This window comes from Niallia sp. CD-39, assembly GCF_059874745.1.
This window is the reverse complement of the sequence record NZ_JCBCPS010000004.1, coordinates 14,091-35,726: the sequence shown is the minus strand read 5'-3', so window position 1 is coordinate 35,726 and position 21,636 is coordinate 14,091. Positions and strand designations below refer to the sequence as shown.

Below are 21,636 nucleotides of genomic sequence, written 5' to 3'. Positions count from 1 at the left end.
GGATGAAAGATATACTAAAATTTTTGAAGCCATATCAAATAGCGGTAATCATCGCCCTATTTTTAATGTTAACTGAATTAGTGGTTGAATTAATTCAACCACTTATTATGAAAAGAATTATTGATGAAGGAATTCTATTAAATGACTTTGATACTGTCATAAAATGGGGATTTGTATTAATTGGTACGACGGTTGTTGCTTTTGCGGCAGGGATTATCAATTCATTTTATGCAGCACATGTTAGTCAGAGCTTTGGATTTGATGTTAGAAAGAGTCTGTTTAAAAAAATACAATCGTTCTCATTTGCTAATTTCAATAAATTCCCTACGTCTTCGTTAATTACAAGATTAACAAATGATGTGACTCAAGTACAGAATACTGTTTTTATGGGGCTTAGAATCATGATGCGCGCACCATTGCTTATTATTGGTGGATTGTTGATGGCGTTTGTCGTTAATGTGAAATTAGCGCTTATTTTATCTGCTGTTATCCCGTTCTTGTTCGTTTTCCTAGTATGGATTATGAAAAAAGGTGGAGCAGCCTTTCAAATGGTACAGTCCAAGCTTGATCATGTAAATAATGTAATGAAAGAAAATTTGTCAGGGATACGGATCATTAAGGCGTTTAATCGTAGAAGGTACGAAGAGGAGAAATTTGTACAGGCAAATAACGAATTAAAAGATTCTACAGCAAACGCCCTTCGCCTAATGGAAGTAACGATGCCAATTTTATTACTGATTATGAACTTTAGTATCATAGCCGTGCTTTGGTACGGAAACATCCAAGTTCATTCTGGGAATGTACAAGTTGGTGAAGTTGTTGCAGTCGTGAACTATGCGATGAGAATCACCTCTGCTTTCTCCATTTTATCGTTTATTATTATGGCTTTCTCAAGGGCTAGAGCATCATCAGATCGGATTAATGAAGTATTAAAAACAGAGGTTGACCTAGTTGACCATGAGAACCTGAATGTGCACAAAGAAGTTATTAATGGAGAAATACGTTTTTCTCATGTATCTTTCCAATATCCACAATCAAAGGAATATGCATTGCGCGATTTAACATTTAAGGCAACTAAAGGGGAAACAGTTGCGATATTAGGTGCTACAGGTTCTGGGAAAACATCGTTGTTTCAGTTAATCCCAAGACTTTACGATGCTACTGAGGGGAGCATTGAAATTGATGGTACGGATGTAAAAGATTATAAGATGAAAAGATTAAGGAAAACGATCGGATATGTTCCCCAAGAAGCCCTCCTGTTTAGTGGAACAATAAGAGAAAATATTTCATGGGGTAAAGAAGGCGCAACAATGGATGAAATTGTACAAGCGTGTATAGATGCACAGATTCATGAAACCATTCAATTGCTTCCAAATGGATATGAAACGAAAATAGGCCAGAAGGGTGTAAACTTGTCGGGAGGCCAAAAGCAGCGATTAACGATTGCGAGAGCTTTGATACGAAAGCCAGCAATACTGTTATTAGATGACAGTACGAGTGCACTCGATCTGGCTACTGAGGCTAAGTTATTAACTGCATTAAATAAGCATCCATTTACGACGCTGATTATTACGCAAAAAATTAATACGGCACTATCTTCAGATCAAGTATTACTACTTGAGGATGGACATCTATTAGCTTCGGGTACCCATCAAGACCTAATTGAGAGCTCAAACCTTTACCGAGAAATTTATCTATCACAAACAGGTGAGGAGGAGTTCGCACATGTTAAAGGAAATTAGAAAACCATTTCAATATGAAAAAATAGATAGAAAAGCGACCAAAATTGGTACGAAAAAACAGAATAAGACTAAAAATATGGGACAAGTATTGAAAAGGATTTGGTCTTATTTAGCTGTAAACAAGCTACTTTTGAATTGGGTGCTGATTATGGTCATCATCAGTTCAATGTTTGCCCTACTTGGTCCAGTTCTAATTGGAATTACGATTGACCAATTTATTGTAGAGCAGTCTAGTGGAGGGTTGCTGTATATACTTCTAGCACTAGTAGGCTGTTATATACTCTATTCATTATCGATTTGGTTTCAAAATTATTGGATGATTGGGATTGCGCAAAAAACGGTTTTCTCCATCCGTAAGGAGCTATTTGTCCATTTGCAAAAGCTACCGATTCCTTTCTTCGATAAACGCCAACATGGTGAGCTCATGAGTAGAGTAACTAATGATATTGAAAATATAAGCTCAACATTAAATAGCTCCATTATCCAAATCATTTCAAGTGTGCTGACGCTTGCCGGAACGGCGCTTGTGATGCTTTACTTTAGTCCAATCCTAACTTTACTCACTTTAACTATAGTTCCGATCATGTTTATAGGAATGAGATGGATCACTAAAAGGACGAGCGTATTATTCAAAGAGCAGCAAAAAAATCTAGGTGAACTGAACGGCTATATCGAAGAAACGATTTCAGGTCAAAAAATAGTAAAGACGTTTTCTCAAGAGGAGCGGGCGATTGAAGAGTTTCTTGAAAAAGGAGAGAGACTAAAGAGAGCAGGATTTTGGGCACAAACGTATTCAGGTTTTATACCAAAGCTAATGAACGGTCTTAACAATTTCAGCTTTGCCATCATTGCCGGTATTGGGGGACTCCTTGCAGTAAATGGCCATGTATCGATTGGTGTCATTGTCATCTTTACAGAATATGCAAGGCAATTTACACGACCGCTAAATGATTTAGCTAATCAATTCAATACATTATTATCTGCGATTGCAGGTGCTGAACGAGTTTTTGACATTATCGATGAAGAAGAAGAATTTGATCGTGAAGCTAGCCTTTTATCTTTAGAGCAGGTAGAAGGTTATGTGGAGTTTAAAGATGTCAGCTTTGAATATGAAAAAGGAAGCAAAACGCTAGAAGATATCAACCTACTCGTAAAGCCTGGTGAAACTGCGGCATTTGTCGGGCCAACAGGAGCGGGAAAAACGACGATCATCAATCTCCTTTCACGTTTTTATGAGCATACTGATGGTGAGATCCTTATAGATCATATAGCGACAACAAAACTTAAAAAAGAAAGTTTACGTGATTTTATGGGTTTTGTGCTTCAGGATCCATTTTTATTTCAAGGGTCAGTAAGAGACAATATTCGTTATGGTCGCCTTGCTGCAACGAACGAGGAAATAGAGGCTGCAGCAAGGCTTGCCAATGCACATTCATTTATTATGAAGCTTCCACATCAATATGATACAATGCTTAGCCAAGATGGAAGTGGCATCTCACAAGGACAAAGACAACTGCTCTCGATAGCTCGGGCCTTTCTGGCAAATCCATCAATTTTAATTCTTGATGAAGCGACTAGTAGCATCGATACAGTAACAGAATTGAAAATACAAGAGGCATTACAGCATTTAATGAAGGGTAGAACGAGCTTTGTTGTTGCACACCGTTTGAATACAATACGTAACGCTGATAAAATCTTTGTCTTGCAGAATGGAAAAATTACAGAAGAAGGTACACATGAATCTTTAGTAAAATTAAACGGATTTTACGCGAAGTTACAGAAAAAACTGATGGAAAAAGATTAGGATACAAGATCAACTCTCAAAGAGGGTTGGTCTTTTTTTGAATAGTATATTTACGCTAAGATAGTTGTTGCATTAGGAAGTTGATAAACGTTCGGAAACTTATTCTCACTTTCGTCCATCTTAAAACTGGCTGTTCTATTCTAGTCTTCATTCTCTGAAATTGAGGAACCTCTTTTAATTGAAAAATTTGAAAAAATAATGAGTGAAGTGATTTAGCTCACAATTGCAAAGATTATGGTCATTATTATTTCATTATTAAGGCAGTGTTGGTGTGATAAAAGTTATATTTGTCGAATTTTTTGTCCTCTATAATTTTTAGTAGAACATATGTCAAATTAGACATAATACTTTTTACACTCATATGTTTCTAGTTGAATGATTATCTAGTTACAAGAAAGATAACAAATTTTTCTATTAGGGGGGTGTCGAGATGGTAAACGTGAATCGACGTGACTTTTTGAAGATTACTGGAATAATCGGTGTAGGACTAACAATGGCAGAGATCGGAATTGATACTAATAAGGTAAAAGCATCAACAAAGACTTTTAAGCTATCAAACTCTAAAGAGTTTACGTCCATTTGTACTTTCTGTTCCGTAGGCTGTGGAATGGTTTGCCATGTAAAAGACGATAAGCTAATTAACTTAGAAGGAGATCCAGATCATATCATTAATGAAGGATCATTATGTAGTAAAGGGGCTTCGATGTCGGTTGTACCGAATTCTGATCAACGGGTAAAAACACCGTTATATAGAGCACCTGGAAGTGATTCATGGCAGGAAATAAGCTGGGAAGAAGCAATTGATAAAGTAGCAAAGAATATGAAGAAAACACGTGATCAATATTGGATTGATCAAGAGATAATTGATGGAAAATCATTTGATGTGAACCGTTGTGATGCCATTAGTATTCTGGGTGGAGCACAAAATAATAATGAAGAATGCTATTTGATGGCTAAAATGGCAAGGTTAGCTGGTGTAGCATATATCGAACACCAGGCCAGGTTATGACATAGTCCTACAGTCGCCAGTTTGGGGGCTTCGTTTGGCCGTGGTGCCATGACAAATCATTGGATTGATTTGAAAAATGCAAAAGTAATTTTAATTGAAGGAAGTAATGCTGCAGAAAACCATTCGATGTCTATGAAGTGGGTAATGAAGGCAAAAGAACAAGGCGCTACAATTATTCATGTCGATCCGAGGTATACGAGAACATCGAAAATATCAGATATTTTCGCGCAAATTCGCCCTGGAACAGATATTGCTTTTCTCAATGCTATCATTCAGTACATTATCGAAACAAAGTCATACGATGAGGAATTTGTAAGAGCGCATACAAACGCTGCATTTTTAACGAAAGATAACTTCTCCTTTGATGAGGGTGTTTTCTCAGGTTATATAGAAGAAGATAGAAGGTACGATAACTCTTCATGGGGATACGTATTAGATAATGACGGATTGCCTATGAAAGCGGAAAGTCTTGAAGACCCACGGACTGTTTTTTCGAAAATGAAAAAATTCTACGAGCGCTACACATTTAAAATTGCTTCAGATATTAGTGGAATACCTGTAGAAACAATCCAGCTGATTGCAGATACACTCATTAACAATCGTCCTGGAACAATCATGTATGCACTGGGAATGACACAACATACAGTTGGTGTTCAAAACATCCGTTGTTTTGGAATCTTACAGATGCTTTTAGGAAATGTAGGGAAACCTGGTTCTGGAATCAATGCATTACGTGGAGAGCCGAATGTACAAGGCTCTACTGATTTTGCCTTGCTGTTTAACTATTTGCCTGGATACCTTTCAACTCCAAGCCATAAAGAGCAAAGTGTTAAGGACTGGGCAGCGAAATCAGGTACGTTTAGATCAAAATTCTTAGTAAGCTTATTAAAAGCTTGGTTCGGCGAAAATGCCACAACAGAAAATGATTTTGGTTATAAATGGCTACCAAAGATCAATGCGGGTGTTAACTACTCTATATTCAGAATCTTTGAAACGGCACTTGAAGACAAAATGAAGTTTATGTACATTATGGGACAAAACCCAATGGTGACAAGTCCAAACTTAAATCTTGTACATGAAGGATTATCAAAACTGGATACGCTTGTAGTTGCCGATCTTTTTATGACGGAGACAGCCTCTTTTTGGGAGAAGCCTGGTGTTGACCCAAGTACAATTGATACAGAGGTTATCTTTCTTCCAGCCGCTTCATTCCTTGAAAAAGAAGGGTCGTTAACGAATTCTGGTCGCCTTGTACAATGGCGTTACACTGGTATTAAACCAGTAGGAGAATCTAAAAGCGACCTCGATATGATTGATTCGATTTTCTCTCGCCTTAGAGAGCTATATGCAGAATCTACTCTTGCAAAAGATGATGTATTTAAAAAGGCGAAATGGAACTATCCTCAAAAGGATAAGGCTGATGCTGTATTTAGAGAGATTAATGGGTATGATTTGAAAACGGGTAAACCATTAAAGAGCATCGGTGCAATACAAGGGGATGGAACTAGTGCAGGTGGCAACTGGCTTTATGCTGGTGTCTATGGAGACAATATAAATTTATCAAAACGGAAGAATAATAAAGATGATCCTGGAGGATTAGGAATTTATCCTGAATTTTCATGGTGTTGGCCAGGGAATATTCATATTTTATACAACCGAGCATCAGCTGATAAGCAAGGACAGCCATTTGATCGGGACAAAAAATTGATTTGGTGGGATGCAATGGAACAGAAGTGGACTGGATATGATAATCCTGATGTTCCAAATGCATTGGATGGACCTTCTACAATTAATGGGCAAAAACCATTTAGAATGTCTGCTGATGGAATTGCTAGATTAGTTGCTAATCCTTATCGAGACCCTGATCAACTAATCGAAGATTTGCCTCGAGATGTAGCACAAGTGCCAGCTGATGGCCCTTTACCGGAGTTTTATGAACCTGTTGAAAGCCCGACAAGCAATGCTCTTCATCCAGAAGTACAAATTAACCCATGCTTGAAATACCCGAGAATTGAGTCCAAGCAACCAATCGGAAGTGCAGAAGATTTTCCTTATGTCCTATGTACATCAAGTATTGCTGAGCATTGGTGTGCAGGAAGTGTAACTAGAAACATCCCTTGGCTAAATGAGCTCGTAAAAGAAACATATGTAGAGATGCCTGTAAAACTAGCTGAAAAATTAAAAGTGAAGAACGGCGATCGAGTCAATGTTAGCTCTGCAAGGGGAGAGGTAAATGTTAAGGTGATGGTTACTCACCGTATTCAAACTTTGCAGATTAATGGAAAAGAAGTCATTGTCGTCTGGATGCCATACAACTGGGGATATAAAGGATTAAGTACAGCAGCAAGCACGAACCTACTAACAATCGATGCAGGTGATCCAAATACATGGATTCAAGAAACAAAGGCATGTTTAGTGAACATCGAAAAAGCCTAAAGAAAGGGTGTGGGTCGATTGGGTAAACTGGCAATTGAAAAAGAAATCGAGCTTTGGGTAAATGAAAGACCCTACCTGGTAGAAATTGCTCAATTACATTTAGCGATTAAGCAATGTTTACAAGACAATAGCGAAACATCAACTGAAAAGTACAAGTTTAATGGACTAGAGCTAGATTTTAAACGAGGAATCCCTCTGTTAAAGTCAAGTAAAGTTCAGCAAATGGTTCTAGAAACGTCCATTGGATTCTTTTTTAAACTAGGTGATCTTTATCAGGATGAACGCTTGCCATCAAAAATAAGAGAGGATTCAAAGGAAATTTATGAAGCCCTCTTGGATGATCATATAATCGTTCGCGATCTCCTTCTTGCTGTCCTAAATAGTGAAGATTCAAAAGTGGTTGAAGTGGCGTCTGAATACCGCTTAAAAGAAGGTGTTCTAGTTTTTTTTAGTTGGCTAGCAATAAGCGCAGCACTAAAGCCATTAAAAAAACAGCTTGAAAGCTGGGTTCATAAACATAATTGGAAAAATGAATATTGTCCAACTTGTGGATCTCTTCCAACTATGGCTCATTTAAAAAGAAGCTCTAAAGGAAGAGGAAGGCATTTAGTTTGTAGCTGCTGCCAAACAAAATGGGCATATAAACGTATCGGCTGTCCTTATTGTAAAAATGATGATCATGAAAAATTAGAAATCATTGAGGTCGAGCAGGAAGAGGATGTAAGAATCGACATCTGTAACTGTTGCAATAGCTATATTAAAACGTACACAAACCAAGGGAAAGAAGAGCTTTACCTAACAGATTGGTTTACGGTACATCTTGATCTTCTTTGTAAAGAAAAAGGATATTTAAAAACAGGAACTTCTCTGATGAAGGTGTGAGTGAGCGATGGTTTATTTAGACAACGGATCAACAACGTATCCTAAACCACAAGGGATTTATAAGCATCTATTTACACAAATAGGCTCTCCTGGTCGTGGTCACCATCCGTTCATGGAAAACAGTGTTGAAAACCAAATTTCTACTATACGAAAGCAGGTTGGGAAGTTTTTTGGAGTAGTGGATGACTATCGGGTTGTTTTTACCTTAAATGCTACAGATAGCCTCAACATGATCATAAAAGGGTTCTTAAACGATGGGGATGATGTTTTAATCTCTGGTATGGAGCACAATTCAGTGCTCCGCCCTCTTAGGGGGCTAGAGCGAACAGGTAAGATTACTTTGCATATTATCCCATGTGATGATACCGGAAAAATCAAGTTAGATGCGCTTAAAGAATTGATGGAAAAAAATCCGAAGCTAGTTGTTATAAGTCACGCTTCAAATGTGACGGGCACAGTTCAACCGATACGAGAAATTGCTGAGTCTGTACGCAATAAAGAAGGCTACTTTCTTTTAGATGCTGCCCAAACGGCAGGAGTATTCCCGATTGATCTTGAAGAGAATCTCCTTGATTTTCTAGTGTTTAGTGGACATAAAAGTCTCTTTGGCTTACAAGGGATTGGTGGATTCGTCATGGGAAGTAGGATTACACAACTAAGACCATTCCGTGAAGGCGGTACTGGCTATGATTCAAAGTCTGAAACACAGCCGGTACAATGGCCAGAGGCATTCGAATCAGGAACACCGAATGTTCCAGGAATTTTATCATTAGGTGCAGGCATCAACTTTATCAAGGAAAAAGGTTTTGAAACAATTCAAGAAAGTCAGCGTGTGCATGTAGTTAAAATATGGAATGGATTATCACAATATGAAGAAGTTCAGCTTTATGGACCCGAGCCAAATGAAGAGAGGATTTCGACAATTTCATTCATTATTAAGGGCTGGGACCCTGAAGACATTGGAAAAATTCTCAACCAAAATTATGGAATCCACGTACGGACTGGCTTACATTGCGCACCATTGGCACATAAAACACTTGGCACTTTTCCAGAAGGAACGATAAGAGTGAGTCCGGGATTTTTCACGACAAATGATGAAGTCAATCAGTTTTTAAAAGCAATTAAAAATATCGTATTAACTAAAGTTGGTTGGGACTAGTTAGACGAAGAAGGGAGTGAGTAGAGATGTCAACAGAAATAGCAATGCTCCATGATATATCTAAATGTACAGCATGTCGTGCATGTATGGTTGCTTGTAAGCAGTGGAAGAACCTGCCTGATGATCCGATTCCTTTTGAAGGAGTGTTCCAGTCTCATCAAGATTTAAGTCCAAAAACATTCAATTTAATTAAGATGTTCGAGTCATATGAAGACAATCAATTCCGCTGGGACTTTCTTAAGTTTCAATGCATGCATTGTGGTGACCCAGCTTGTGCAAAGGCTTGCCCTGAAGGTGCATTATTAAAGAAAGAAAACGGTGTTGTAACACTGGATGAGGATAAATGTGTAGGTTGTAAATATTGTGCTTCATATTGTCCATTCGGTGTACCGAAAATTGATAAAGAAACAAATAAGCAAACTAAATGCAATTTATGTGAAGATCGTATCGAAAATGGTATGGTACCTGCTTGTGCTCAAACATGTACAGCAGATGCGATTGTGTTTGGGAATCGTGAAGACATGGTACAGGAAGCAAAAAGACGCCTAATAAAAGTAAAAGAGAAATTCCCAAATGCGCAGCTATACGGAGTAGAAAACAACGAAATCGACGGTACTAATATGATGTATGTGTTAACAGATAAGCCGTCCACATTTGGATTGCCTGATGAACCGACAATTTCAAAAAGTTTAGTTGTTTGGAAAGATTGGGTGCAACCAGCAGGAAAGCTTATGCTTGGTGCAACCTTTAGTGCAGTTGTTGTAAGTGCCATTTCAACAAGAGCACTTGGTAAAAAAGTCAAAATCGATGAACATGAACATCCAAATGAAGAATCAGATGAAATTCAATAATAAACAAAGCATGTCTATATTGTGGCATGCTTTATTCTTTTCGTTCGTTCAAGTGATCGATAAAATCACTAAAATGTTTATCAAATAAAGCATCCACCTCATTATAAGCATCCTTCTGAAAATCCGCATAACTTTGCAATAATTTCTTTCCCTCAGCCGTCAGCTTTGTTCCATTTTTCCGACTTCCTTGTTGTGTTTCAACTAGTGTGAGATTCAATCGTTCTTCTGTTGCCTTTACTTTTCCCCAAGCAGCACGATAAGACATTTGCAGCTTTTCCGCAGCTTTTTTCATTGATCCAGTTTCTTCAATTGCTTCAAAGAGCTTAATTCTTCCAAGGCCAAAAATTACTTCTTTTTCACGTTCGATCCAAAATTTTGATCGGATTTTAATCAACGTACGATCATGTTCCATAATAGAATCTCCTTCTTATTGAATAGAAACAGTTGTTTAGAAAATACTATAATTAGATGATTTGAAGGTAGTAAAAAGGGTAAAATATATGCTTATTTTATCATATCTATTTGTGAATATTTTTGTTTGAGAAGTAGTTCACAATTCATTCAAATTTGGAAGAAAATGAATAAAAAACAGTATAATTATGTTGCAAAAGGTTACTATGTAACGTATATTATAAGTGAAGAGAGATAGTGAAGAAATTCACAAACTAAGGCTTCAACTCTTTCTTCCACAAATGAATCGATTCAGCCGAAAATAAAAAATTTTCAAGTTGTATGTGAAATAATTCACAAATTAGAAAGGGATGATTACTATGAAATGGTGGAAAACGCCGCAAGTTGCCGTATTATGGACGATCGCTCGAATATGGTTAGGTATACAATGGTTACAAGCAGGATGGGGAAAAGCAATGGGTGGGTTTGATGCAAGTGGGTTTATCCAAGGTGCTATTGCTAAAGCCGGAGGAGAAGCACCTACAGTTCAAGCTTGGTACGCTACGTTTTTAGAAACAGTCGCCCTACCAAACGCTGAAATATTTAGCTTCTTAGTAGCTTGGGGTGAAGTTGCAGTAGGATTAGGATTAATCTTGGGAGCAGCAACAATTCCTGCCTTAATTGCAGCGGCCTTTATGAATTTTAACTTCTTATTAGCAGGAACACTAAGCACGAATCCAATATTAATGACTGTAGCTTTTATCCTTCTACTAGTAGGAAGTGGAGCTTACTACTGGGGAGTTGACCGATTTGCAATCCCAACACTAAAAGAAAGATTCGCTGGTAGAGCCAAACGGGTTGAGGACGGAGTATAGATAAAATCAAAAAAGAAGCGGCGTAATCGTCGCTTCTTTTTTGATTTTATTTACTAGGAAATTGACTTGCTTTATCTGCTCTTTTAAATTCACGACCGTATGTAATCTCTTGCATGCTAGTTAAGGAATTTCTTTCCTTTTCTTTGCGCTTCTTTTCTTTCACCATCATAATCACCCTCCAGTTAGATTGTTCATTACTTATTTTTCCCAACTGAGTCGGTTACATACTTTCTTTGTATAGATCATTTAATGCATCTTGAAGAGTCGGGTAGAGAAATGAATATCCATTTGCTATCAATTTAGATGGTAGGACTTTTTGGCCTTCAGTTATAAGAAAACTCATTTCCCCGAGGACAATTTTTAGCATAAAGGAAGGAACAGGCATGAAATGAGGACGGTTCAATGCTTTACCTATAACTTTCCCGAATTCCTTCATTGGCATAGGGTTTGGAGTCGTAAAATTGATTGGACCTTCAAACTTTTCGTTTCCAATGATAAATAGAATTGCTTGAACAACATCCTCTATATGAATCCAAGAAACCCATTGAGTGCCCCTACCAACTGTCCCACCTACGAATAGCTTGTAAGGCAGCGTCATCTTTGGGAGTGCACCGCCTTGATTATCTAAAATGATACCGAATCGGCAAAAAGCCGTTCTAATTCCTAGTTTTTGTATGCTCTCAGCCTCATTTTCCCATAGCTTGACCGTTGTTGCTAGAAAGTCACTACCTGGTTTAGTTGAGTTTTCTGTATAAATATGTTCATCAGAAGTACCATAATAGCCGATGGCACTTGCGTTGATAAATGTATACGGTTTTTCATCTAATCTATTAATGATCCGATAGGCTTCCCTTGTGGCATCAATTCGACTTTCGAGGATGTTTTTCTTTCTCTTTTTTGTCCATCTGCCACTATTGATCGACTCACCAGCGAGGTTAATCATGACATCAATTCCATCTAACTCAGCTTCAGGTTGAGCAGCATCTGTAAGCCATTCTACATATGTAACCCCTGGAATAGGAGAATGCTTCTCTTTGTTTCTCGTTAAGATAAAAACCTCATCTTTTCTTTCTAATAGCTTATTAATAAGGTGTTTTCCTACAAATCCAGTACCACCTGTTATTGCTACTTTCATAAGTATCTCTCCTCAAAAAACTCGTACTGTTTTCATAACTTTCGACATAGATCTAATGAAAACCTTTTTTCAATTTGATACAGTAGAAGGGAGGTGAGCGAATATGCCAGTAATAGCTCGGATTACGACACAGAAAAAGGCGAAAGATCGCTATAATATATTTTTTGCAACAAATGATGGAGATGAATATGCGTTTAGTGTCGATGAACATGTACTTATTCATCATCAGTTAAAAAAAGGCATGGAGCTGGATGATTTTCTCATTATGGAAATTCAGACTGCTGATGAGGTTCGAAAGGGAACGAATCAAGCCATTCATTTTTTAGCAATAAAAATGAGATCGGAATTAGAGATTAGGCAATATTTAAAAAAGAAAGAGTTTAGTGAGCATGTAACAGATGAAGTGATAAGAAAGCTATATGACCTTTCTTATCTAAACGAAGAAGACTATGCGAAGGCTTATGTAAGAACACAGAAAAAAACGACAGATAAAGGGCGTAAAGTTATTGCAAGAGAGCTTCAGGAAAAAGGAATTAAAGGGAAAGTTTTAGATGAAGCATTGGCTGAATATAGTGAGGAAGAAGAGATTGATCAAGCCATTTTGCTTGCACAAAAATATGTGAAAAAAGGACGTAAGGAATCTTCGATTAGTGCAAAGCAAAAAATTGAACAATTGCTAATACGAAAAGGGTATGATCCTTCAATTAGACAAATTACGATGCAGGAAGTTGAAATCCATAAAGGGGAAGAAGATGAACACGAAGCATTGGGAATCCATGCAATGAAGGCGCAAAAAAAATACAACCATTTATCTGGGTTTGAGTACGAGCATAAAATGAAGCAGTTTTTATATCGAAAAGGATTTTCAATCGAACAAATTGACCGGTTTTTAAACGAAAATGAAGAGTAAATGAAAAGGTTGAACAGAAAAATGACCTGTTCAACCTTTATTGATTAAATAATAATTGTTTCTTCTTCCCAGCGCTGGATAATTTCCTGTGCAACTGCTTTTGGTGAATTTAATCTTGATCGGTCATCAATAAAAGTGGAGTTGTCCCAAAAAGGGGTATCCATGCCACCCATATAGACTGCCTTAATAGCAAGTGCCGAATGTTCATACTCCTTTTGAAGACTTTCTGTAAAGCCTCTTTGAGCAAACTTTGACGCACAATAGCCTGACTCATGTCTTTTTCCTCTAAGACCAGCCGTTGATATGATATTCATTATAAAAGCTTCGTCTTTTTCCACTAATTGTGGCAGGATCGCTTGAGTCATTGATATCGTTCCAAAAACGTTAGTTTGAAGCATTTCTTCAAGCTGCCCGGTTGTTAAAGAATTAAATGGACCAAAATGTCCTATCCCAGCATTATTAATGAGGCCGACAATATTATAAGCTTGAACATCCTTTATAAAGGATTGGATAGATTCAATAGATGTAATATCTACAGCAAAAGAATCAGCTTGTCCGTTAAGTGAATAGATCTCCTCTTTGACTGTAGATAACTTTTGTTCATTTCTTCCGAGTAACAGTAGATGGTACCCTTTTCTCGAAAGTTGAAGGGCAAGTTCCCTTCCTAACCCAGAACCTGCTCCGGTAATAATAATGGATTGCATATGATTTCCTCCTTGTTTCTAAGATGTTACACTTTTCACCGATGCCTATATTCACTATACTTATAATGAAATAAAAATGGAACTATGCATTGGGAGGACGGCTAAAAAATGTCTGAAAAACGATACAGTGAAATGACTGTTTATGAGCTCCAACAGGAAATAGCTCAATTAAATGATAAAGCGAGAAAAGCAGAACAGCTCGGGATGGTTAATGAATATGCGGTACTAGAGAGAAAAGCAGTGATGGCAAAATCTTATTTATTGAATCCTGCTGATTTTTTACCTGGGGAAGTGTATGAAATCGAAGGAGCTCCTGGTGAAAAATTCAAAATAGACTATATGAATGGCGTATTTGCTTGGGGATCGCGAGTAAATGAAAATGGGGAAGAGGAAGCATTGCCGATATCAATGTTAAGAAAATGATAATAAATCGCCGCCTAAGGTTATCTAGACGGCGAATAAAAAGGGTTATGATCGTTTGCGTGTTTCTGCTTCTAAGATTATTAAGTTTTGCGTTTGTTGTGTCTCACCATTCACTTGAGAGTGAGCGTGCTTTGGCCGAGAGTGATTTGTAATAAACGGACTTGTAATCCTATTTTTCTCAAATGGATTTTTAAAATTTCCCATCGGTCTACCTCCAAAGTTTAGGTTTGTCACATGTTTAGTATCGGTTGCAAACGAAAAGATTATAAGTAATATTGATGTGTGAACAATTGGAAAAGAGGTGAAAAATCATGAATCATTACAGAGAATCATTGGTGGAACAATTATTAGAGAAGAACCCACATTTATCAAATCATATGGCACAAACATGGATTGAGCTGTTATGGGATGATTTTGAAACTACGTATGCAAAGGCAGGAAGAGAATATAAAGGAAGCGAAATGACGGCTAAGGTTGTTACAAGTTGGGTTCAGCAACATGGAGACAAATTACATGAATTCATTGCAAGAAATCCTAAGTACAAAGATTTACTTAACAATCATGAGTAAGTAAAGAAAAAGAAGCGAGCATCAATTGCTCGCTTCACCAATTAATTCGGGATAATATTTAGTTTCTTTTGAAGCTTTTCTTCACTGAAAATCCAACCAGTGTAAGAGTTCATAATATTTAAATCAAAATCCAAATGAACAATGGCTACGAATGGATAATGATCGTTGCTTCGATAGCGCAAGTCAATGAAACGGACTTCATAATACGTATCAAATTCCACTACTTCCCATCTATAGACAGGGGAGAAGGAGAGAAAGGCTGATAAATTTTTGTCCTGCTTAGCAGCTTCAATGACTTTAGTCTTTGGAACAGTAGCCCGAGTAAATTGGTCAAGAATACGAACCTTTTGATTCTCGGAACGGCCAACGAAAAATTGCTGCTCATTTTTAACTGCGATACGCCATTGATGGTATCTCATCGTCGGTGCAATGATAATCTCCGATGCATCTGGAATCACCTTTTTTACTTCTTTCTTAACACGTTGTTGCTCGATATACCGCACCAGATAGTATACGATTAATATCATATAAATAGCTAGAAATGTATATCCAGGATGAAAACCGAAAATCCATAGACAAATTCCTATGAGATGGATGGAAAAAATAAATGGGTCGAAGGTGTTAATCGTTCCAAGAGCCACCCATTTGGAAGATAACGGCCTTAATGCTTGTGTCCCATAAGAATTAAAGATATCTACAAAAACGTGTAAAAACACTGCGAAAAATGTCCATAGCCATAAATGAAACAGGTTTGCTTCAGGAAAGAATGGAAACAAAAAGCCAATAATTAATAGCGGCCATAATAAGACAGCAGGAATAGAATGAGTGATTCCACGATGATGGCGTATATAAACGGCATTATTTTTTAATTTTAAGACTGTATCAATATCGGGAATTTGTGACCCGACAATGGCTGCGATCAAAACACTCGTAGCAGTTGCTTGGCTGTCAGCGACTGTAGGATCTAATGTTGACAAGCCACCAATTGCAAGTCCCATTACGAGATGTGTACCAGTATCCAGAGGAATAACCTCCTTGTTATGTTTTGACTTATATTCTTCATCGAAGTTGTACTATGAATTGTACCAAAGAACGATGAAGAGAATGTTGCATAATTGTAACTTTTTGTGTACATATGAATTTCAGTTTATGTTTGTAGAGTTTGGCCATGTATAGACGTTTGTAATAGTATTTGTCAAAACTTTAAATATCTTTCTATAATATATTCCCTAATTTCATCGTAATTAACATCTTGGAGGTTAAGTAATTGACGGAGATCACTTTAGATAAAAAACAGTTTCAGGAAGATTTGATTCACTGGTTTCAAGAAGAGCAGCGTGATTTGCCATGGAGAAAAGATAAAGATCCTTATAAGGTTTGGGTATCAGAGATTATGTTACAGCAAACACGTGTCGATACCGTTATCCCATATTTTTTAAACTTTATTGAGCAATTTCCAACGACTAAAGCGTTGGCTTCAGCAGAAGAGGAAAAGGTTTTAAAAGCATGGGAAGGTCTTGGTTATTATTCGAGAGTACGTAATTTACAATCTGCGGTGAAAGAGGTAGAAGAGTCATATGGTGGAACGGTGCCGAATAATCTAGAGGAAATCTCAGCTCTTAAAGGAGTTGGTCCTTATACAGCTGGAGCCATTTTGAGCATCGCTTATGGAAAAGCAGAGCCAGCAGTTGACGGAAATGTCATGAGGGTGTTTTCAAGGATTTTATCCATATATGATGATATTGCAAAGCCGAAAACGAGAAAGGTGTTTGAGAAGGCTGTAGCAGAGCTGATTTCACAAGACAATCCTTCTGACTTTAACCAAGCATTAATGGAGCTTGGCGCCTTAATTTGTACACCAACATCTCCTAGTTGTTTATTATGTCCAGTACGAGATCACTGCATAGCTTTTGAGCAAGGTACTCAACAAGAGTTACCGGTAAAATCAAAGAAAAAGAAGCAAAAGGAGATCAAATTAGCTGTTGCAGCATTAACAGACGAACGAGGGAGGCTGTTAATCCAGAAAAGGCCGAGTCAAGGATTACTCGCAAATTTATGGGAGTTTCCAACTGTGGAAATTGCACTCCCATTTATTACAGATAGAGAAGCATTGCGAGAGGGACTTAGGGAAGTTTATGCTCCTCAAACGCTTGAAATTGGAGATAATATTGGAGAGGTTCATCATGTTTTTTCACATTTAATATGGAAGATGAATGTGTATAGAGGAGAGATTTCCAATGATGATTTAGTGGATGAAACGAAGAAATTTGTCACACTTGATGAGATAACAGAATTTCCCTTTCCTGTCCCTTATCAAAAGGTATTGCAGTTATTTAAACAAGATAAAGAAAAGGTATAGTGCAAGCGATTTATTGGATTCTCCTTATCTTTCTTGGAGGAATTAGTAGCTACTTATAATTGCTTCTTATACGATGAACCGCTAAAATAATATAAAATAGTCTAGTCGAACTGAAAGGGTTGTACATATATGACACAAAAGGTAGCGTTAGTAACTGGTAGCAGCAGGGGAATTGGTAAAGCAACAGCTTTACGATTAGCTAAAGAAGGCTATGATATTGTAGTAAACTATGCTAGAAGTAAAACAGCAGCATTAGAAACAGTGACAGAGATTGAAGCTTTAGGTAGGAAAGCAGTCGCCATTAAAGCCAACGTCGGTGATGTTGAAAAGATTAAGCATTTGTTCTCAGAGATTGATGCACATTTTGGCAGGTTAGATGTATTCATTAACAATGCTGCTTCCGGTGTACAACGACCAGCGATGGAATTAGAAGAGTCTCATTGGAATTGGACGATGAATATTAACAGCAAAGCACTATTATTTTGTGCACAAGAAGCTGCAAAATTAATGGAGAGAAATGGTGGCGGTAAAATCGTTAGCACAAGTTCTCTTGGTTCCATTCGTTATTTGGAAAATTACACAGTAGTTGGTGTTTCAAAAGCAGCGCTTGAAGCATTAACAAGGTATTTAGCTGTTGAGTTATCTGCAAAAAATATCGTCGTCAATGCGGTTTCAGGTGGAGCAGTAGATACAGATGCCTTAAAGCATTTCCCAAATCGTGAAGAGCTATTAGCAGAAGCGAGTGCAAAAACACCTGCCGGGAGAATGGTTACGATAGATGATATGGTGAATACAATTGTATTCTTAGTCAAGGAAGAGTCAAGCATGATTAGAGGACAAACAATTATAGTTGATGGCGGAATATCTCTACTAGTTTAAATATTTTTACTTTATTTTTTTTGGATAGTTTCCTTCATGCATGGTTACATTATATGCGTGGAGGTGATAACCATGGCAAACAACAAATCACAAAACCAAAACAACAATCAGCAGTACCAAAATGAATTTGCAAGCGAAACAAACGTTCAAGAGGTTCGCAAGCAAAATCAAAAAGCTGAATCAAAGAAAAATCAAAATAACAATCAAAGCAACTAATAAGGAAAAAAGCGCTCTTCTTTTCAGAAGGGTGCTTTTTCTTGTTTGTTTCTAAGTATGCTTCTTCCGACAAAACTTCCATAAAGTCTACACAATCAGTCAAAGGATAGTGAAGTACAGTAACGAATAGTTACATTGTGAGAAACAATTAAAGGCGGTGGCATTCTTGAAGGAATTTGATACGTTAGTCACAGAGCAAATGAGAACGATGGAAAAGTTATTGTACTTACAGGAGGAGATTGAGCGCTGTCAAGCATTAGAAGATGAATTAACCCTTATTCAAAAGGAAACAGAAGTGATCGGAATTCAACTAGAAATCGCTAAGATGAAAGCGGAATTAAGGGAGATTCACCATGTCTTTGAAATACAAACAGAGGATGTAATCAAATCTTATCAAGCCATGCATGTATCTAATTAAGAAGCATTTTTAAATAATGATGAAGTATTTTAAAGAGCATTGAATGATTCAATGGCTCTTTTGTTTTAAAATCTTAGTAGAACCGTTATAATAATAGGAAAAGGAAATAGAACTTTGTTGCCTGACCAATTAGTAGACTGGTCATTTATTATTTACTAGGTTTCAAAGCAAGCTTCCAGTAATGAAGGTAGGGAAGAAGCATGGCGGTACCCATAGAAGGAGCACCAGTACAAATACAAAGCTATAAACATAATGGGCACATCCATCGAGTCTGGGAGGAAACCACTGTTTTAAAAGGTACACAAAGCTTAGTTATAGGAGGAAACGATCGAACCGTTGTTACGGAATCGGATGGGCGAACCTGGGTGACAAGAGAACCAGCTATTTGTTATTTTCATTCCCAATATTGGTTTAATATTATTGGAATGATTCGTGAGGATGGAATCTATTATTACTGCAATATTAGCTCTCCATTTATTTTTGATGGTGAGGCATTAAAGTATATTGATTATGATTTAGATATTAAAGTTTTTCCTGATATGACTTTTAATTTGCTTGATGAAGATGAATATGAAAGACATCGTCAGGAAATGAACTATCCAGCTCCGATTGATCGAATACTCTGGGCAAATGTAGAAAAGCTTATACAGTGGATTAGACAGAGAAAGGGACCTTTTGCACCTGACTTTATTGATATTTGGTATGAGAGGTACCTTACATACAGACGATAAGATGGATTAGCAAAATACCTGTTGAACAATGACGTCAACAGGTTTTTGCGTGCTTTAATGTAAAGGAGCGTTGACAGCGTTGGGGAGTATCAGAAGATATATGGAATTTGTTAAACCGTACCGCATTCAAATTATTGGTACGATATTGATTGGAATTATAAAGTTTGCGATTCCATTACTAATACCATTACTCATTAAATTTGTAGTGGATGATATTATCGGAAATGATGGGTTATCACAAGCTGCAAAAACAGAGCAATTAGTATGGATTATGGGAATCATGATTGTTGTATTTATCATTGTTAGACCGCCTGTTGAATATTATCGACAATACTTTGCCCAGTGGGTGGCAAGTAAAATATTATACGATATTCGAGACCGATTGTTTGTACATATTCAAAAGTTAAGTTTTCGCTATTATTCAAACACAAGAGCTGGGGAAGTCATCTCAAGGATGATCAATGATGTAGAGCAAACAAAGAACTTCGTTGTTACAGGGCTGATGAACTTATGGTTAGATATAGCGACGATTATTATCGCGGTAGCAATCATGTTTACAATGGATTTTTCATTGACAATTGTATCCTTACTTTTATTCCCTTTATACGCTTTTTCGGTTCGTTATTTCTTTGGGAACTTAAGGCATTTAACAAGAGTCCGTTCACAAGCATTGGCAGAAGTACAGGGCTATTTACATGAAAGAGTCCAAGGAATGGCAGTTATTAAAAGCTTTGCAACCGAGGATTATGAGCAAAAGCATTTTGATCAAAACAATAAAAACTTTTTATCAAAAGCGATCGATCATACAAGATGGAATGCGAAGGCATTTGCTGTCGTAAATACGATTACTGACATCTCACCCCTTCTTGTTATTGGCTATGCAGGCTATCAAGTGCTTCAAGGTGATATTTCGTTAGGTGTGATGATGGCATTTATCGCTTACATCGACCGGCTTTATAGTCCTTTGCGCAGGCTAGTAAATTCTTCTACGACGTTAACGCAATCAATTGCCTCAATGGACCGTGTCTTTGAGCTATTGGATGAGAAATATGATATTGATGATGCAAAGGATGCAAAAGAATGTAAACATGTAAGAGGTAAGTTGCATTTTGAACATGTTTCCTTTTCCTATGATGAAAAAGAGCAGGACGTGTTAAAGGATATTAATCTGCAAATTGATGCAGGAGAGACTATAGCATTAGTCGGAATGAGCGGTGGTGGAAAATCATCGTTAGTCGGATTAATTCCGCGGTTTTATGATGTAACATCAGGAAGGATTTTGTTAGATGGAGAAGATGTGCGTGCATTTAAAGTACGAAGCCTTCGCGATAAAATCGGTATGGTCCTACAAGAAAATATTTTGTTTAGTGAATCGGTAAAAATGAATATTCTACTTGGGAATCCTGAAGCAACTGATGAAGACGTCATTCGAGCGGCTAAAGCGGCAAATGCTCATGATTTTATTATGAGTTTGCCTGAAGGCTATGACACAAAGGTAGGAGAAAGGGGCGTAAAGCTCTCTGGGGGACAAAAGCAGAGAGTAGCAATTGCGAGAGTGTTTTTGAAAAATCCACCTATCCTTATTTTAGATGAGGCGACATCAGCATTAGATTTAGAAAGCGAGCATTATATTCAAGAAGCATTAGATGAATTAGCAAAGGACCGCACCACATTTATCGTTGCACATCGACTTTCGACGATTACACATGCAGATCGCATTGTATTAATTGAACATGGCCGAATCGTCGAAATAGGAACTCATGAGCAGCTAATGAAAATGAGAGGGCATTATTACAAGCTATTTCAAGTCCAGCAACTAGAGAGTTAAAACAAAAGATCATCATCAAACGCTTATTAAAAGTCAAAAATATGTTTATAAACATATATACATTTAATAAAAATGAAGAGTGGGTAGATAAACGGGTCTAAATTACCTGTAGTTATCTACCCTTTTTTATCTTTAGACAACAAATAACCGCATTAAACATTTCAACGGTGGTGTTTGTAGTTTTACTAGAGTCATCGTTTGTTTAAGTACATTTGTTCACAAATGACTTCATCTTAATATGATTTCGTATATTTGGGAGTAGAGAATAAGCTTTCATGTGTGAGGAAATACCTTCAGTTTCATTCAAATAAAAAGC

Annotated in this window: 22 protein-coding genes and 1 pseudogene; 17 read left to right on the top strand and 6 right to left on the bottom strand. The window is 37.2% G+C overall.

Going from position 1 to position 21,636, the window contains the following annotated elements:
• The first annotated feature begins 2 nt into the window (after positions 1-2).
• The 7 genes and pseudogenes from AC6F34_RS10520 (at position 3) to AC6F34_RS10490 (ending at position 9,883) form a co-directional block, all read left to right on the top strand.
• On the top strand, positions 3-1,742 hold the full coding sequence (locus AC6F34_RS10520; protein ID WP_500771820.1) for an ABC transporter ATP-binding protein: 1,740 nt from the start codon (positions 3-5) through the stop codon (positions 1,740-1,742).
• A complete protein-coding gene (locus tag AC6F34_RS10515) occupies positions 1,726-3,546 on the top strand; it encodes an ABC transporter ATP-binding protein (protein WP_500771818.1) in 1,821 nt (606 codons plus the stop codon). The genes AC6F34_RS10520 and AC6F34_RS10515 overlap by 17 nt, the downstream gene beginning before the upstream one ends.
• 430 nt (positions 3,547-3,976) lie before the next feature.
• Positions 3,977-4,555, top strand: coding sequence for a molybdopterin-dependent oxidoreductase (locus AC6F34_RS10510; RefSeq protein WP_500771816.1), 579 nt, complete (start codon positions 3,977-3,979; stop codon positions 4,553-4,555).
• A 12-nt stretch (positions 4,556-4,567) separates the two neighbouring features.
• Positions 4,568-6,991: pseudogene (gene fdnG / locus AC6F34_RS10505) on the top strand (formate dehydrogenase-N subunit alpha); the annotation flags it as partial.
• An 18-nt stretch (positions 6,992-7,009) separates the two neighbouring features.
• A complete protein-coding gene (locus AC6F34_RS10500; protein WP_500771814.1) occupies positions 7,010-7,873 on the top strand; it encodes a formate dehydrogenase accessory protein FdhE in 864 nt (287 codons plus the stop codon).
• 7 nt (positions 7,874-7,880) lie between these two features.
• A complete protein-coding gene (locus tag AC6F34_RS10495; protein WP_500771812.1) occupies positions 7,881-9,032 on the top strand; it encodes an aminotransferase class V-fold PLP-dependent enzyme in 1,152 nt (383 codons plus the stop codon).
• Between the two features lie 26 nt (positions 9,033-9,058).
• Positions 9,059-9,883: a 4Fe-4S dicluster domain-containing protein gene (locus AC6F34_RS10490; protein ID WP_500771810.1), complete on the top strand. Its 825-nt coding sequence runs from the start codon at positions 9,059-9,061 to the stop codon at positions 9,881-9,883.
• Between the two features lie 31 nt (positions 9,884-9,914).
• Here AC6F34_RS10490 and AC6F34_RS10485 read toward each other — a convergent pair whose 3' ends face one another.
• Positions 9,915-10,295 carry a winged helix-turn-helix domain-containing protein gene (locus AC6F34_RS10485; protein ID WP_500771808.1) on the bottom strand — a complete coding sequence of 127 codons (381 nt, stop codon included), beginning with the start codon at positions 10,293-10,295 and terminating at the stop codon, positions 9,915-9,917.
• A gap of 358 nt (positions 10,296-10,653) precedes the next feature.
• Between AC6F34_RS10485 and AC6F34_RS10480 the strand changes: the two genes are divergently transcribed.
• The gene (locus tag AC6F34_RS10480; RefSeq protein ID WP_500771806.1) at positions 10,654-11,148 is read left to right on the top strand and encodes a DoxX family protein; all 495 of its coding nucleotides are present in this window, start codon (positions 10,654-10,656) and stop codon (positions 11,146-11,148) included.
• Between the two features lie 46 nt (positions 11,149-11,194).
• On the opposite strand, the gene AC6F34_RS10475 is transcribed toward AC6F34_RS10480, so the two are convergent.
• Both AC6F34_RS10475 and AC6F34_RS10470 read right to left on the bottom strand, forming a co-directional pair.
• Positions 11,195-11,314: a YfhE family protein gene (locus AC6F34_RS10475; protein WP_500771804.1), complete on the bottom strand. Its 120-nt coding sequence runs from the start codon at positions 11,312-11,314 to the stop codon at positions 11,195-11,197.
• Between the two features lie 54 nt (positions 11,315-11,368).
• Positions 11,369-12,283: a TIGR01777 family oxidoreductase gene (locus AC6F34_RS10470; protein ID WP_500771802.1), complete on the bottom strand. Its 915-nt coding sequence runs from the start codon at positions 12,281-12,283 to the stop codon at positions 11,369-11,371.
• Positions 12,284-12,386: 103 nt separating this feature from the next.
• Here AC6F34_RS10470 and recX point away from each other — a divergent pair, with 103 nt between their 5' ends.
• Positions 12,387-13,193, top strand: coding sequence for a recombination regulator RecX (recX, locus tag AC6F34_RS10465; RefSeq protein WP_500771800.1), 807 nt, complete (start codon positions 12,387-12,389; stop codon positions 13,191-13,193).
• A gap of 44 nt (positions 13,194-13,237) precedes the next feature.
• Here recX and AC6F34_RS10460 read toward each other — a convergent pair whose 3' ends face one another.
• Entirely contained in the window at positions 13,238-13,897 is a 660-nt protein-coding gene (locus AC6F34_RS10460) for an SDR family NAD(P)-dependent oxidoreductase (protein WP_500771798.1), read from the bottom strand.
• Between the two features lie 108 nt (positions 13,898-14,005).
• Between AC6F34_RS10460 and AC6F34_RS10455 the strand changes: the two genes are divergently transcribed.
• A complete protein-coding gene (locus AC6F34_RS10455; protein ID WP_500771796.1) occupies positions 14,006-14,320 on the top strand; it encodes a YfhH family protein in 315 nt (104 codons plus the stop codon).
• Between the two features lie 45 nt (positions 14,321-14,365).
• Here AC6F34_RS10455 and AC6F34_RS10450 read toward each other — a convergent pair whose 3' ends face one another.
• Positions 14,366-14,524 carry a YpzG family protein gene (locus tag AC6F34_RS10450; protein ID WP_500771794.1) on the bottom strand — a complete coding sequence of 53 codons (159 nt, stop codon included), beginning with the start codon at positions 14,522-14,524 and terminating at the stop codon, positions 14,366-14,368.
• A 107-nt stretch (positions 14,525-14,631) separates the two neighbouring features.
• Here AC6F34_RS10450 and AC6F34_RS10445 point away from each other — a divergent pair, with 107 nt between their 5' ends.
• Positions 14,632-14,889: a YfhJ family protein gene (locus AC6F34_RS10445; RefSeq protein WP_500771792.1), complete on the top strand. Its 258-nt coding sequence runs from the start codon at positions 14,632-14,634 to the stop codon at positions 14,887-14,889.
• Positions 14,890-14,930: 41 nt separating this feature from the next.
• On the opposite strand, the gene AC6F34_RS10440 is transcribed toward AC6F34_RS10445, so the two are convergent.
• Positions 14,931-15,911, bottom strand: coding sequence for a metal-dependent hydrolase (locus AC6F34_RS10440; RefSeq protein WP_500772431.1), 981 nt, complete (start codon positions 15,909-15,911; stop codon positions 14,931-14,933).
• Positions 15,912-16,156: 245 nt separating this feature from the next.
• On the opposite strand from AC6F34_RS10440, the gene mutY reads away from it, so the two are divergent.
• From mutY to AC6F34_RS10410, 6 genes are all read left to right on the top strand, one after another.
• Positions 16,157-17,248 (top strand): A/G-specific adenine glycosylase, encoded by a 1,092-nt coding sequence (mutY, locus tag AC6F34_RS10435; protein ID WP_500771790.1) that lies wholly within the window; start codon positions 16,157-16,159, stop codon positions 17,246-17,248.
• 129 nt (positions 17,249-17,377) lie between these two features.
• A complete protein-coding gene (gene fabL, locus AC6F34_RS10430) occupies positions 17,378-18,127 on the top strand; it encodes an enoyl-[acyl-carrier-protein] reductase FabL (RefSeq protein ID WP_500771788.1) in 750 nt (249 codons plus the stop codon).
• A 72-nt stretch (positions 18,128-18,199) separates the two neighbouring features.
• Positions 18,200-18,343, top strand: coding sequence for a gamma-type small acid-soluble spore protein (locus AC6F34_RS10425; RefSeq protein WP_500771786.1), 144 nt, complete (start codon positions 18,200-18,202; stop codon positions 18,341-18,343).
• A gap of 166 nt (positions 18,344-18,509) precedes the next feature.
• Positions 18,510-18,761 carry a YgaB family protein gene (locus AC6F34_RS10420; protein ID WP_500771784.1) on the top strand — a complete coding sequence of 84 codons (252 nt, stop codon included), beginning with the start codon at positions 18,510-18,512 and terminating at the stop codon, positions 18,759-18,761.
• Between the two features lie 200 nt (positions 18,762-18,961).
• A complete protein-coding gene (gene ntdP, locus AC6F34_RS10415) occupies positions 18,962-19,492 on the top strand; it encodes a nucleoside tri-diphosphate phosphatase (protein WP_500771782.1) in 531 nt (176 codons plus the stop codon).
• 100 nt (positions 19,493-19,592) lie between these two features.
• Complete coding sequence (locus AC6F34_RS10410) at positions 19,593-21,320, top strand: ABC transporter ATP-binding protein (RefSeq protein WP_500771780.1); 1,728 nt, start codon at positions 19,593-19,595, stop codon at positions 21,318-21,320.
• Positions 21,321-21,636: the final 316 nt, after the last annotated feature.